At 60.0% G+C, this 13,649-nt stretch carries 13 protein-coding genes; 7 read left to right on the forward strand and 6 right to left on the reverse strand.

From position 1 onward, the window contains the following. Nucleotides 1-84: 84 nt before the first annotated feature. The 5 genes from rplS to ffh all read right to left on the reverse strand — a co-directional run bounded on the left by rplS (nt 85) and on the right by ffh (nt 3,628). Nucleotides 85-441, reverse strand: coding sequence for a 50S ribosomal protein L19 (gene rplS / locus EB809_RS16030; protein WP_123635843.1), 357 nt, complete (start codon nt 439-441; stop codon nt 85-87). Between the two features lie 25 nt (nt 442-466). Next, the gene (gene trmD, locus EB809_RS16035; RefSeq protein WP_123635844.1) at nt 467-1,225 is read right to left on the reverse strand and encodes a tRNA (guanosine(37)-N1)-methyltransferase TrmD; all 759 of its coding nucleotides are present in this window, start codon (nt 1,223-1,225) and stop codon (nt 467-469) included. Nucleotides 1,226-1,228: 3 nt separating this feature from the next. After that, a complete protein-coding gene (gene rimM, locus EB809_RS16040) occupies nt 1,229-1,756 on the reverse strand; it encodes a ribosome maturation factor RimM (protein ID WP_123635845.1) in 528 nt (175 codons plus the stop codon). 37 nt (nt 1,757-1,793) lie between these two features. Continuing rightward, nucleotides 1,794-2,039 (reverse strand): 30S ribosomal protein S16, encoded by a 246-nt coding sequence (rpsP, locus tag EB809_RS16045; RefSeq protein WP_123635846.1) that lies wholly within the window; start codon nt 2,037-2,039, stop codon nt 1,794-1,796. Nucleotides 2,040-2,242: 203 nt separating this feature from the next. Then, nucleotides 2,243-3,628 carry a signal recognition particle protein gene (ffh, locus tag EB809_RS16050; RefSeq protein WP_123635847.1) on the reverse strand — a complete coding sequence of 462 codons (1,386 nt, stop codon included), beginning with the start codon at nt 3,626-3,628 and terminating at the stop codon, nt 2,243-2,245. A 168-nt stretch (nt 3,629-3,796) separates the two neighbouring features. Here ffh and EB809_RS16055 point away from each other — a divergent pair, with 168 nt between their 5' ends. From EB809_RS16055 to EB809_RS16070, 4 genes are all read left to right on the forward strand, one after another. Beyond that, nucleotides 3,797-4,600, forward strand: a complete 804-nt coding sequence (locus EB809_RS16055; RefSeq protein WP_123635848.1) for an inner membrane protein YpjD — start codon at nt 3,797-3,799, stop codon at nt 4,598-4,600. Nucleotides 4,601-4,702: 102 nt separating this feature from the next. Continuing rightward, complete coding sequence (locus tag EB809_RS16060) at nt 4,703-5,980, forward strand: HlyC/CorC family transporter (protein WP_123635849.1); 1,278 nt, start codon at nt 4,703-4,705, stop codon at nt 5,978-5,980. A gap of 435 nt (nt 5,981-6,415) precedes the next feature. Continuing rightward, on the forward strand, nt 6,416-8,647 hold the full coding sequence (locus tag EB809_RS16065) for a DUF1631 domain-containing protein (protein WP_123635850.1): 2,232 nt from the start codon (nt 6,416-6,418) through the stop codon (nt 8,645-8,647). Between the two features lie 40 nt (nt 8,648-8,687). Then, nucleotides 8,688-9,515 (forward strand): energy transducer TonB, encoded by an 828-nt coding sequence (locus EB809_RS16070; RefSeq protein ID WP_123635851.1) that lies wholly within the window; start codon nt 8,688-8,690, stop codon nt 9,513-9,515. On the opposite strand, the gene grxD is transcribed toward EB809_RS16070, so the two are convergent. Next, entirely contained in the window at nt 9,516-9,851 is a 336-nt protein-coding gene (gene grxD / locus EB809_RS16075; RefSeq protein ID WP_123635852.1) for a Grx4 family monothiol glutaredoxin, read from the reverse strand. A 389-nt stretch (nt 9,852-10,240) separates the two neighbouring features. On the opposite strand from grxD, the gene EB809_RS16080 reads away from it, so the two are divergent. Genes EB809_RS16080 through EB809_RS16090 form a run of 3 tightly spaced genes read left to right on the forward strand, consistent with a single transcriptional unit; the run spans nt 10,241 to nt 13,478 of the window. Then, a complete protein-coding gene (locus tag EB809_RS16080; protein ID WP_123635853.1) occupies nt 10,241-11,467 on the forward strand; it encodes an aspartate aminotransferase family protein in 1,227 nt (408 codons plus the stop codon). A gap of 24 nt (nt 11,468-11,491) precedes the next feature. Next, on the forward strand, nt 11,492-12,400 hold the full coding sequence (gene argF / locus EB809_RS16085) for an ornithine carbamoyltransferase (RefSeq protein WP_123635854.1): 909 nt from the start codon (nt 11,492-11,494) through the stop codon (nt 12,398-12,400). Between the two features lies 1 nt (nt 12,401). Next, entirely contained in the window at nt 12,402-13,478 is a 1,077-nt protein-coding gene (locus tag EB809_RS16090; RefSeq protein WP_123635855.1) for an ABC transporter ATP-binding protein, read from the forward strand. Nucleotides 13,479-13,649 lie beyond the last annotated feature (171 nt).

Genomic DNA, 13,649 nt, shown 5'->3' on the forward strand with positions numbered 1-13,649 from the left:
CAGCCACCCCGAAACGCAAAAAGGCAGCCCCGCAAGGCTGCCTTTTCATTGCTCACAACAATCACGCCAAAAGGGCAGTGACTCTTAGTTGAGCTTTTCCTTGATGCGTGCTGCCTTGCCAGACAGTTCGCGCAGGTAGTACAGCTTGGCCTGACGCACGTCACCGCGACGCTTCACGGAAACGCTGTCGATCAGCTTACTGAACGTCTGGAAAGTACGCTCAACACCGACGCCGTAAGACACCTTACGTACGGTGAAGGACGAGTTGAGGCCGCGATTGCGCTTGCCGATAACCACGCCTTCGAAAGCCTGCAGACGCTCACGGTTACCTTCGGTCACACGGACCTGAACCACGACGGTGTCGCCCGGACCAAACTCCGGGATTTCCCGGGTCATCTGCTCCGTTTCAATCTGACTGATGATGTTGTTCTTGCCGCTCATCGTTAACTCCTGAATACCCAATCAATCAATGCCCTGATGACCCAGAGGCACCCGGTTCGTTCAAAGCCTGCTCCAGCAGCTCTCGCTCTTCATCGGAAAGCTGCCGATTTTCCAGCAAATCGGGGCGCCTCTCCCAGGTCCGCTTCAGCGACTGTTTCAGCCGCCAGCGCCGGATCTGCTCGTGATGCCCGCCAAGGAGGACCTCCGGCACCCGCTGCCCCTCATAAACCTCGGGACGGGTGTAATGCGGACAGTCCAACAATCCATCGGCAAACGAGTCCTGTTCTGCCGACTGCGCATGGCCCAGTGCACCCGGAATGAAGCGGGTTACCGCATCAATCACGGCCATTGCAGCCAGCTCTCCCCCGGACAGGACAAAATCCCCCAGGGACACTTCGCGATCGACCTCTTCCGAGATCAAACGCTCGTCGACCCCCTCGTAGCGCCCGGCGACAAGAACCAGTCGCTCGGCGCCCGCAAGCTCTTCAACCAACGTCTGGTTGAGCGGCTCGCCCTGGGGCGACAAGTAAACCACCGTTGCATCACCGCCCGCCGCCGCTTTTGCAGCGTGGATGGCGTCCCGCAAGGGCTGGATTTTCATCAACATGCCCGGGCCGCCACCGTAGGGGCGATCATCAACCGTCCGGTGACGGTCGTGCGTGAAATCCCGTGGATTCCAGCGCTCCACCGTCAGCAGCCCATCACGAACCGCACGGCCGGTCACACCGTATTCCAGCACGGCATCGAACATATCCGGAAACAGACTGACTGCGCCGATCCACACCGATCAGAACTCCGGGTCCCAATCCGCAACCAGCAATCCCGAGTCCAGATCGATCCGCTGGACGACCTGGTCAGGCAGATACGGTATCAACCGTTCCCGGTTGTCGATCGAATCTTTGGTCGGCCGCACGACGATAACGTCGTTGGCGCCGGTTTCCATCAGATTCTTGACCGCGCCCAGGCACTCGCCACCGGGCGTCTCGACGCGCAGCCCTTCCAATTGATGCCAGTAGTATTCACCGGCCGGAAGGTCCGGCAACTCGTCCAGCGGGACGGTGATATCGAGACCACAGTACGACCGGGCAACTTCCCGATCGTCGACACCCTTGAGCCGGACAACAATGCCGGGCCCATGGCGTTTGCCTTCGGCTACTTCAAGGCTGATCCGTTTTCCCGCCTGGATTGCATGCCAGTGACGGTAATTGAGGATGCCTTCCATGGGATCCGTATAGGAATAGACTTTCACCCATCCCTTGACCCCGAAAACCGAGGTAATGCGGCCGATCACAGTTTCCTGCGATTGTTCTGCCATACATAAGCCCCGGTTCGTAAAACGTAATGCCAGCGAATTACTGTGCTGCCGCTTCCTTCAGAAGCTTGGCAACGCGATCGCTGGTTTGCGCACCCTGGCCAACCCAGTGCTGAACGCGCTCCTGGTTAACACGCAGACGCTCTTCGCCACCGCGGGCAACCGGGTTAAAGAAACCGACACGCTCAATGAAACGACCGTTACGTGCGTTACGGCTGTCAGTGACTGTCAGATGGTAGAACGGGCGCTTCTTGGAGCCACCACGAGCCAAACGGATAGTTACCATTTCGACCAATATCCTGTTCTGTTGATACGAACGTTGTCCTGTTCGCGCCGGCAATATCAGCCCATGGCGCGAAGACCCATACTCGAAAGGGGCGCTATTCTATGCTAATTCCCGGCCAATGAAAACAGCTAAACGCTGCCTTTTTCGCCGGATCGGATCGTGGTTTTCACGGAGGCGCGATCCGGCTCATCGGCAAAGCGATATCAGCGACCGAACGGCGGCATCCCGCCGCCACCGCCACCCGGCGGCATCATGCCCTGCATGCCGCGCATCATGTTGGCCATACCGCCTTTCTTGCCGAGCTTCTTCATCATCTTGGACATCTGCTTGTGCTGCTTGAGCAGTCGATTGACGTCCTGAATCTGCGTACCGGAACCCGTCGCGATGCGGCGCTTGCGGGAGTTATTGATAACATCGGGGTTGCGCCGTTCTTTCGACGTCATGGAGCAGATAATGGCTTCCAGCTGCCCCATGCTCTTGTCGTTCACCTGCTGCTCTGCCATCTGGGCCATGTTGCCCATGCCAGGCAGCTTGTCGAGCAGACCACCGACGCCGCCCATGCTCTTCATCTGCTGCAGCTGATCGCGGAAATCTTCCAAGTCGAAGCTCTTACCCTTCTTGATCTTGCGGGTGAGCTTGTCCGCCTTCGCCTTGTCGATCTTGCGCTCCGCCTCCTCGATCAGCGACAGCACGTCGCCCATCCCCAGGATGCGTGACGCCACCCGATCCGGATGGAACGATTCCAGCGCCTCGGTCTTTTCGCCGACACCCAAGAACTTCACCGGCTTGCCGGTAATGTGACGCACGGACAGCGCAGCACCGCCACGGGCATCGCCATCGGTCTTGGTCAGCACGACACCGGTCAGCTCCAGCGCGTCGTTGAACGCTTTGGCCGTGTTGGCCGCATCCTGACCGGTCATGGCATCGACCACGAACAGGGTTTCGACTGGCTTGACCGCTTTCTGCAGACGACCGATCTCACCCATCATCTGCTCATCCACGTGCAGACGACCGGCGGTATCCAGAATCACAACATCAATGTGTTTTTTGCGGGCCGCATCGATCGCGCCCTCGGCAATGGCAACCGGATCCTGGTCGGTGGAACTGGGGAAGAATTCAGCCTCCACTTCCCCGGCCAGCGTTTCCAGCTGCTGGATGGCGGCCGGGCGATAGATATCGGCGCTGACGACCATCACCGACTTCTTGCGACGCTCCTGAAGATGACGCGCCAGCTTGGCCACGGTGGTGGTTTTACCGGCACCCTGCAGGCCCGCCATCATGACCACGGCCGGCGGCTGGGTGGCGAGGTTGAGGTCTTCGTTGGCCGAGCCCATGACCCGGACCAGCTCGTCCTGGACCACTTTGATGAACACCTGGCCCGGTGTCAGGCTTCGCTTGACCTCGGTCCCCACGGCACGGCGACGCACGTCCGCAATGAAGTCCTTCACCACCGGCAGGGCCACGTCGGCTTCCAGCAGCGCTTTGCGCACTTCGCGCAGGGTGTCCTTTATATTGTCATCAGTCAGCTTCGCCTTGCCCTGGATTTTGCGCAGGCTACCTGACAGGCGATCGGTAAGATTCTCAAACATGGTGACTCGGCATTCTCTGTGAATAGCGCATGAATACGAAACAGGCCCGATTTACAGCATGTTGCGGGCCGTCAAAGATTGATTCCAGTTGCACAATCGGCACATTATAACCAGACTGTCGCTCTCAGACGAACCAGCCAACGATAAACGGACTAACCAGAACACGCCATGGGCACCCTCATCCTCGCGGTCACGACACTCTTCCTTTATAGCGTGGGCACTGCCATGCAGACCCTCGTCTTCCGCGGAAGGATCAAGCCCAATCGCGGCCTGACGTCATTAATCGGCGTACTGGCCCTGGTCAGCCACGGCGCCCTGATCTGGGATCGCATCCCGGAAACCAGCACCATTAATATGGGTCTGTTTCCGGCCTCCCTGCTCATATCCTGGTTTGTGGTACTGCTGTTGCTGATTCTCAACAGCCGCAAGCCGATGCAGATCCTGTTCCTGGCCGCCTACCCCCTGGCCGCGCTGACCGTCGTCTTCATGTTGCTGTTCCACTCGCCGCCGCATTACGTGTCACAAAGCAACTGGGGCATGCTGGCACATATCGCACTGGCGATCACCGCCTACAGCCTGTTCACCCTGGCAGCCATCCAGGCCTTTCTGGTCAACTTGCAGAACCGTCAACTCAAGCGGAACTATAACAGCCTGCTGATCCGTAACCTACCGCCGCTACTGACCATGGAATCGCTGCTGTTCGAACTGCTCTGGGCCGGCGTCATCGTGTTGACCCTCGCCATCATTACCGGGGCCCTGTTCATTCACAACATGTTCGACCAGAACCTGGCCCATAAAAGCCTGTTCTCGATCATGTCCTGGTTTGTCTTCACCGGACTACTGATCGGCCACTACACCCAGGGCTGGCGCGGTCAGACAGCCAGTCGCTGGACCCTGGCCGGCTGCGCGCTGCTGATGATCAGCTACTACGGCAGCAAATTCGCCCTGGCGTTCATCTTCCACCAGCAATGATCGGCACGAGCGGCGTAATGACACAGCACAACGCTTGACACTCCGCGCCGCAACTTCCTATCTTCACCTTTCTTATCGTCAGCAATAAAAGGATCCCCCTGCTTGAACGAGGCACCGCTTTCGGCGCTGTTCATCCTCCTCGCCGCCCTCATCGTCATGTCCGCGTTTTTCTCCAGTTCGGAAACCGGCATGATGACGCTCAACCGATACCGCCTGAAGCACCTGGCCAAGACCGGACACCGCGGCGCCAAGCTTGCCAACAAGCTTTTGCAGCGGACGGACCATCTGATCGGGGTCATCCTGATCGGCAACAACTTCGTCAACATTTTCGCATCGTCGATTGCGACGGTCATCGCCATCCGTCTTTGGGGCGATGCCGGGATCGCCATCGCTACCGTATTGCTGACCGTGGTTATCCTGATTTTTGCGGAAGTCACCCCAAAGACGCTTGCCGCCCTCTTCCCGGAGCGCATCGCCTTCCCGGCAAGCTATGTGCTCCGGCCGCTACTGAAGATCCTCTACCCGTTCGTGTGGCTGGTTAACCTGTTCACCGGCGCCATCCTGAGACTTCTTCGAATCTCTGCCAAAGACGCTTCCAGCGACCACCTCAGTCGTGAAGAACTGCGCACCCTGGTCAACGAAGCCGGCGCGCTGATTCCGCGCAAGCACAAGGACATGCTGGTCAGCATCCTGGACCTGGAAAAGGTGACGGTGAACGACATCATGGTGCCGCGCAACGAAGTGGTGGGCATCGATCTGGACGACGATCTGGAAACCATTCTGCGCCAGATGCGCAGCAGTCAGCACACGCGCCTGCCGGTTTTCAAGGGCGACATCAATAACATTCAGGGCATGCTGCACCTGCGCAACCTGTCCAAACTGCTGATGCAGGACGACATCAACAAGGCCATGCTGATGCAATTGTGCCGGGAGCCCTACTTCATTCCCGAGAGCACCCCGCTGCACCTGCAGCTGATCAACTTTCAGAAGGCCAAGCGGCGCATTGGCGTGGTGGTGGACGAGTACGGCGATGTGCTGGGTATCGCCACGCTGGAAGACATCCTTGAGGAAATCGTTGGAGACTTCACCACCGATTACGCCGCCACCAGCCCCGATCTGATTCCGCAGGACGACGGCACCTACATCATTGATGGCTCGGCCCACATCCGCACCATCAACAAGACCCTTGGCTGGAAATTGCCGACCGATGGCCCCAAAACCCTGAACGGCCTGATCACGGAAACCCTGGAAACCATCCCGGAGAACAACGTCTGCCTCACGGTCAAAGGCATTCGCATCGAGGTCCTGCAGATCAAGGATAACGTGGTCAAGGCGGCGACGGTCCACCCACCCTTGCGCCGACAGAAGCAACGCGCCTGATCATCCAGGCCCCATTAGCTCGCTAACGCATAAGAAAGACCGTTTTTGAACGATTAAAATTTAAGCGTTTGCTTGACCGCTCGAACGCCCACTCGGACACTGAACCCATGCTGTGTCGCCGGACAGCCTTCCAAGCCGGCAACATGGCGCACCGGGCATGGAAGCGCACCGGATTTGAGCGACGAAAGGCATCCACAATGGCCCGGACTGCCCCTGCTTCAGGGCGGTCTGATCGTCGTTGTGATGTTATATTTTGTTAATGTCTCAGCACGTCCATACACTTTGAGAGGGTTTGTGTTTATTCTCAAAGAACGTGCATGAAGTGATAGCGATTCCGAATTACACCGTACAGGCACCCAGTGCCAGAATAATGATAACGATAAGGAAAGTTCCGCTCGGTCATGTATCCGGTTGAGGCGTAGCAAGGAGTTGGCCATGAACAAGCAGTCCGGCATACATTATCTCCACGAGCACAAGGGCCCGGGGAGCACTGCTGGCTTGCCCAAGGAAATCAGCAAGATACGGGATACCGTCGTGGCCGGTCTGGGTGACCTGCTGCAGGGCGCCTTCGACGCCGTGGACGACTCCCTTTTCGAGCTGGCCAACAACGCACGCAGCAACAACGAGCAAAATCGCTACTTCGAAGCGATGCGGGAAATCCGCATCAAGCGCAAAGGCGTCGAGAAACATTTCCAGTCCGCCGTCGGCCAACTGTTTGTGACACCGCCGCGGAGCGCCGCGCCGGAAGTGGTCGATCACAGCGCCACGACCGCCGATACCCTGTCCCTGGTCCAGAACGACGAACTGGAAGAACAGGTGGCGATGAACGCCATGATTTCCAAGGCGCGCGCTTACTTTCAGGGCCCCCTGCTCCAGCTTCAGACCCGTTTCAGCTCGGTCTATCCCAACGCCACGGACGATGACCCCGTCAATCCGATGGCGCCCGAGCACCTGTGCAGCGCCTTTGTTGAGGCGGCCCAGGCACTGGAGATCCAGATTCGGGAGCGCCTGATCGTCCTCAAACAATTCGATCGTTACGTCGTGTCCAACCTGGGCATGCTGCTGGACGAAGCCAACCGGATCCTGATCCAGGCAGGCGTGATCCCCAATTTCCGCTATCACGGCAAGACCAGTCAGACGGCCCAGAAGCCGGCTGACAGCGGCGCCGAGAAAACAGCGCCCGCACCGTCGGCCGAGTCGGAAATCGAGGGCGTCGACCGCGGCGCAGCAATCTTCGAGCAAATTCGTGACCTGCTGGCCCAGCAGCGCAGCCACGGCGGCCAACCGCGTTCAGCCAACCCGAATGTCCATGTGCTGGGCGGTGCCGAGCTCTATCAGATCCTGACACAGCTACCACAATCCGCGGACGTCCAGGCAAGCGACAACCTGAGCCGCGGCGAGCCGGTCGTTGTTGACCTGCACTCCATCGTCGAAAACCTGCTACAGCAGCAAAAGACCAGCGACGGCAAACCGGCAGCCCTCAACGAAAGTGACGAGGATCTGATCAACCTCGTCTCCATGCTGTTTGAATTTATCCTGGACGACTACAACCTGTCGGCGCCGATACAGGTGCTCATCAGTCGCCTGCAAATCCCGATTCTAAAAGTCGTCATCAAGGATAAGAGCTTCTTCAGCCGAGCCACGCATCCAGCCCGCAAACTGCTCAACTCTCTCGCTCGTGCCGGTATCGGCTGGAGCGAAAGCGATGAGAAGACCCGGGACAAACTTTACGAACAGATTCATAACATCGTGCTGCGCATCCTGAACGAATTTGACGGAGACATCAGCCTGTTCGAACAGCTGAATGAAGAGTTCGACCAGTTCCTGGCCAAGGAAAACCGCAAAGCGACGCTGGTGGAACAGCGTACCCGAGAGTCCGAGCGGGGTCGCATCAAGTCACAGAAAGCCCAGGAGACCGTGGACAACCTGCTCCAGGAGCGCCTGAACAAACATCAGGTTCCTGATACGATCCACAACATCCTGACCAACGGCTGGAGCCGCGTCATGTTCCTGGCCTATCTCCGCGATGATGTGGAGCATCGCTGGAACCAGTCGGTGCGTGTGGTCGATGATCTGATCTGGTGTCTGCACCCGCATCTCGAAGATGAAGAGCGGGATCAATGGGTGCGCGTCGTGCCCGGGCTGCTCAAATCATTGCGCGCCGGACTGGAGGAAGTGTCCTACAATTCCGCGGGCCTCGACACCATGATGCGGGACCTCAAGCACGAACTGACCGAAGCCTTCCGGGCCCATGCCCTGGCCGAGGCCCAGGAAAGCAGCGCCAGCAACGTGCCGCCAACCCCGGCCAGAGCAGAAGAGCCGGAGACCGATGCCGACGGCGCGCCGACAGCGATCCAGCGTCAGCAGGAAATCGAAGACGCCGCCACGGCCGAGTACGTCAGCAAAATCGATGCGATCGACATCGGTCACTGGGTGGAATTCAATCTGGTCAACGGAGCCCGGTTCCGCTGTAAACTCTCCGCGATCATCGAAGAGGCGGACTGCTTTGTCTTCGTGAACCGGATGGGCCTGAAAGTCATCGAGAAAACCCGCATCGACCTGGCCCATGAAATGCGTCGCGGACGGTTAACGGTACTCGAACAGGGCGCATTGATTGACCGGGCTCTCGATGCGGTGGTTGGCAGCTTGCGGCGCAATACCGGATAGGATAGTGTCCCCTGCAGTTGTTCGTTGATGCAGGAGCGCCATGCCGTTGCGCGGTCAATCCAATGCCCAGCCGGTGTCTGCCCGACTGGCCCTGACGCTGTCACTGGCTCTCCTGCTCCATACCCTGATTCTGGCCGCGGTAGTCCATTGGCTACGCCAGCAACCCGACGAACCACCCGCGGCCATTCACTTCACCCTGCTTGCCCCCGGCGACACGCCCAGCAAAGCCAGCCAGGCGAGCGCCCACAGTGCTTCGGCGGCGCAAACGGCGTCCACATCCACTGAACAGCCATCGAAACCGCCCCGGGAAACCAGGGAGCCCATTGTCACCCGGCAAGGCAAGCAGCCACGTGCTGAGACGCAACCCGAATCGACAGCCAACCGCCAGCCGACACACACGGTAGCGCCAGCGTCGACTCAACAGACACAAAGTAGCACCCACAACGCACGCGCGAGCGCCGCCAGCCCGGCATCAGTGGCCAGCCAGGAAAGTGGAGCCAGCGCACCTGAGACGGCACGGCAACCGGTCACACCCGATAAGCATGCGCAGATTACCCAGCAAAAGGTGGAACAGGATCCCTACGTGGCCCTGCTCTGGCAGCATATCAGCGAGGAACTGGACCACCGGCCCGTCCGCTCCATTCACGAGCTCAAACGGATACGCACGGTGCGACTGGAACTGGTCCTGATGGACAACGGGACACTCAGGCAGGTTGAAACCATCGAAAGTTCCGGGAAGCGGGAGTTGGACAGGGCCGCGGTGCAGAGCGCTCTCGCGGCGAGCCCCTACCCCGAACCGCCGGAATCGGCTCGGGATCAGGGTTTTCGATTTCAGGTGGAACTACGCTTCTCGCCACGCAGCCCCTGATCAGCCTTCGGCGTCTTCCTGCTTGGCAGAGGCGGCTTTCACCATTTCGGCCAGCTCGCCGTTCTCGGACATTTCCAGCACGATATCGCAGCCGCCAACCAGCTCACCGTTGATGTAGAGCTGCGGGTAAGTCGGCCAGTTGGAGTAGACCTTCAGCGCCTCGCGCAACTCCTGGTTGTCGAGGATATTCACGTACGCAAACCGCTCGCCACAGGCCATCAGCGCCTGCACGGTGCGCGCCGAGAAGCCGCACTGCGGCTGCTGGGGAGAGCCCTTCATGTACAGGATAATCGGGTTGTCCTGGAGTTGGCTCTTGATGGTTTCGTTAATATCCATAGTCAGAATCTACCTCGTGGTCTTGCCGGCGATCGCCGGGAATCACCGTTCATTGGATTAGCGCCATTGTACACGGCTGCAAAAACCCTGGCCATGCGGGCCACCGCTCTGTGATATCGGGCTGCAGGCTTGCATTGTCAACATCCGGAATTACCGATACTATGTCTTGCCTGCTTTATAGCAGGCTCTCTGATCACAGTTCCTGTACGCTCAGCTTACCGGCGCGGACCGACCGCTTGCCGGCGTTTTCTATTTCTTTGAGCCCAGGAATTCCCTGAATCACCCCCGTCGATGCCCTTCTTGGGCTGCGGTCGCGGGCATTCAGCGGTTACCCGATTCATCCTGTGTCAGCGGGCCTTTATCCAGAACACCCTTGATGGGGAGAGGCTATGGCGGATCAGCCGCTGCTTAACACTTACGGGCGACTGCCAATCGTTTTCGATCACGGCCAGGGGCCGTGGCTCTATGACGAGGATGGCAACCGGTACCTGGATACCTTTTGCGGTATTGCGGTGACCGGTCTCGGCCACGCGCATCCTGCGGTCACGCAAGCCATTCAGGAGCAGGCCACGCGCCTGATGCACTGCTCCAACCTGTTCCACAGTACCACCCAACAAACGCTCGCCCGCAAGCTGTGCGACATCTCTGGCATGGACGGCGTTTTCTTCGCCAATTCCGGTGCCGAGGCCAACGAGTGCGCCATCAAACTGGCCCGCCTTTATGGCCACAACCGCGGCATCCATTCGCCGGCGATCATCGTCATGGATCGCTCTTTCCACGGACGCACCCTGGCCACCCTGACAGCCACCGGCAACCGCAGGGTCCAGGCCGGCTTTGAGCCGCTGGTCAGTGGCTTCGTTCGGGCGCCGTTCAACGACCTCGACGCCTTCGACGCCATCGCCCGTTCCAACCCGAATGTGGTGGCGGTGCTGGTGGAGCCAGTCCAGGGCGAAGGGGGTGTCAATGTGGCCGATCCGATCTGGCTGCAAGGCATTCGCGAAGTCTGCGACCATCACGGCTGGCTGATGATGCTGGACGAGATCCAGACCGGCAACGGGCGCAGCGGCCACCATTTCGCCTACCAGGCCTACGGCGTCACGCCGGATGTGGTCACGCTCGCCAAGGGTCTGGGCAACGGCTTCCCCATCGGCGCCTGCCTGGCACGGGGAGACGCCGCCCGGACCTTCCAGCCCGGCCACCATGGCTCCACCTTCGGCGGCAACCCACTGGCCTGTGCAGCGGCCATGGCGGTGATCGAAACCCTCGAAAAAGACAATCTACTGGCTCGGGCCCGGTCACTGGCCGAGCGCATGCGCTCGCGGCTGGAAGCCGCCTTCGCTGGTGCAGAGTATGTCCGTGACATTCGCGGCCTGGGCTTGATGATCGGCATCGAACTGACGTCCCCCTGCGCCGAACTGGTCCCGCTGGCCAAGACCCAGGGACTGCTGCTGAACGTCACTGCCGATCGGGTCATTCGCCTGCTGCCGCCGCTGACCCTGACTGACGACGAAGCCGATACGATGATCGATCAGGTTATCCGTATCCTGCGCCTGTACGCTGGCGATGACCGTGAATTGCCGCGCCATGGGCAACCCCAGCCTCCGAAAACCCCCTGATTTTCCCAAGTATGGATGACACGCATGGCCGTTAGACATTTTCTGACCCTATTGGATTTTTCTCCCGCTGAACTGGACCAGCTCATCGACAATGCCATTGCCCTGAAGAAGAGCTGGCGTGCCGGTGACGTGCGCGACTCCCTGAAGAACCGCGTGCTCGCGATGATTTTCGAAAAATCCTCCACCCGTACCCGCGTTTCCTTCGAAGCCGGTATGGTGCAGCTGGGCGGCTCGGCCCTGTTCCTGTCCCCGCGCGACACCCAACTAGGTCGCGGCGAGCCCATCGAGGACACCGCCAGGGTGATTTCCAGCATGTCGGATGCCGTCATGATCCGGACCTTCGAGCACGAAAAAATCGAGCGCTTTGCCAGCGTGTCCGCCAAACCGGTCATCAACGCCCTGACCGATGACTTTCACCCCTGCCAGCTGCTGGCCGATATGCAGGCGTATCGCGAACACCGGGGCAGCATCAAGGGCGCCACGGTCGCCTGGATCGGTGACGGCAACAACATGTGCGCCTCCTACATCAACGCCGCACAACAGTTCGATTTCCACCTGAACATCGCCTGTCCCGAGGGCTACGAGCCCGACCGCACCCTGCTTGAAGAGAACGCCGACCGCGTCAGCATCGTTCGCGAGCCCGAGGAAGCGGTACGCGATGCCCACCTGATCGTCACCGACGTCTGGGCCTCAATGGGCCAGGAAGAAGAACAGGCGGCCCGGGCCCGGGCGTTTGCCCCCTTCCAGGTCAGCCCGGCCCTGATGGCACAAGCCGACCGGGAAGCGGTGTTCATGCATTGCCTGCCAGCCCATCGGGGCGAGGAAGTATCCGAAGACATGCTCGACCATCCCAGCGCCATCGTCTGGGATGAGGCCGAAAACCGGCTGCACGCCCAGAAGGCGCTGCTCGAGTTCCTGATACTGGGTGCCTGAGTTGAGCGCACAGTCAGCGCCCCGCCCGGAAGAGGGCTGGCTGCTCGAGGTTGACGACCTGACCTGCGGCTACAGCGGCAACCCGGTGGTGAGCCAGATCAGCCTGTCCCTGGGCCAGGGCGATATCGGCTGCCTGCTGGGTCCGAGCGGCTGCGGCAAGAGCACCATCCTGCGCGCTATTGCCGGCTTTCTGCCACTGCAGTCGGGGCGCATCAGCCTGGCCGGACAGATCATCAGCGTACCGGGCAAAGCGGTCCCGCCGGAGAAACGGCGCATCGGCATGGTGTTCCAGGATTACGCATTGTTTCCGCACCTGACCGTCGCCGACAACATTGCCTTCGGCCTCAAGGGCCTGGATCGCGCGGAACGCCAGCAGAAAGTCCGGGAACTGCTCGATCTGGTGCACCTGCAGGACCTGGCCGACGAACACCCCCACGCCCTGTCAGGTGGCCAGCAGCAGCGAGTCGCCCTGGCCCGGGCACTGGCACCGGAACCCACCCTGATCCTTCTGGACGAACCCTTTTCCAACCTGGACGCCGACCTGCGACGACGCCTCAGCCTGGATGTGCGGGATATCCTGAAAACCCTCGGCATCAGCGCCATCCTGGTCACTCACGACCAGCAGGAAGCCTTTGCCATGTGCGATCAGGTGGCGGTGCTGAAAGACGGCCACATCCAGCAGTGGGACGTGCCCTACAACCTGTATCACGAGCCGGCCAACCGTTTCGTGGCCGGTTTTGTCGGACAGGGCGGCTTCATCAAGGGGAAGTCATTGGGGCCGGACAGCATAGAGTCGGAACTGGGCGTGATCCGGGGTAATCGGGCCTACATCTGGCCTCCGGGGACGCTGGTGGATGTCCTGATTCGCCCGGACGATATCGTCTACGACCCCGACTCGCCGTTGAAGCCCAAAGTCATCGAGAAGACGTTTGCCGGCACCTCGACCCTCTACCGCTTTCGGCTGTCCGCCGAGACGGAGTTTGAAGCGCTGTTCCGCAGCCATCTGGATTTTCGGCTGGGCGAACCGGTTCCCGTGCGAGTAGCGGCGGACCATTTGATCGCCTTCGAACGCACCTGAAAAACCCGGTTCGGCCGAGAAAATGCGGAGCTGTAACGGCCAGACATATCGGGATAGGGGGGAGCCTTCTGGCTCCGCCCCTCCCACACCACCCGGCAAGCGGGTCCGCACCGGGCGGTTCGAGAAGTTGAGGTTTACGAGAGACGCGGCACGCCTAACCGGTCGAAGTGG

It is taken from the genome of Marinobacter sp. R17 (assembly GCF_003789045.1).
Taxonomy (GTDB): Bacteria; Pseudomonadota; Gammaproteobacteria; order Pseudomonadales; family Oleiphilaceae; genus Marinobacter_A; species Marinobacter_A mangrovi.

What these genes read in the sequence shown, in the direction of transcription:
- argF (WP_123635854.1), top strand. Translation starts at nt 11,492, where the DNA reads ATGGCCGTTAGACATTTTCTGACCCTATTGGATTTTTCTCCCGCTGAA.
- rpsP (WP_123635846.1), bottom strand. Translation starts at nt 2,039, where the DNA reads ATGGTAACTATCCGTTTGGCTCGTGGTGGCTCCAAGAAGCGCCCGTTC.
- EB809_RS16070 (WP_123635851.1), top strand. Translation starts at nt 8,688, where the DNA reads ATGCCGTTGCGCGGTCAATCCAATGCCCAGCCGGTGTCTGCCCGACTG.
- rplS (WP_123635843.1), bottom strand. Translation starts at nt 441, where the DNA reads ATGAGCGGCAAGAACAACATCATCAGTCAGATTGAAACGGAGCAGATG.
- rimM (WP_123635845.1), bottom strand. Translation starts at nt 1,756, where the DNA reads ATGGCAGAACAATCGCAGGAAACTGTGATCGGCCGCATTACCTCGGTT.
- EB809_RS16080 (WP_123635853.1), top strand. Translation starts at nt 10,241, where the DNA reads ATGGCGGATCAGCCGCTGCTTAACACTTACGGGCGACTGCCAATCGTT.
- grxD (WP_123635852.1), bottom strand. Translation starts at nt 9,851, where the DNA reads ATGGATATTAACGAAACCATCAAGAGCCAACTCCAGGACAACCCGATT.
- EB809_RS16065 (WP_123635850.1), top strand. Translation starts at nt 6,416, where the DNA reads ATGAACAAGCAGTCCGGCATACATTATCTCCACGAGCACAAGGGCCCG.
- ffh (WP_123635847.1), bottom strand. Translation starts at nt 3,628, where the DNA reads ATGTTTGAGAATCTTACCGATCGCCTGTCAGGTAGCCTGCGCAAAATC.
- EB809_RS16055 (WP_123635848.1), top strand. Translation starts at nt 3,797, where the DNA reads ATGGGCACCCTCATCCTCGCGGTCACGACACTCTTCCTTTATAGCGTG.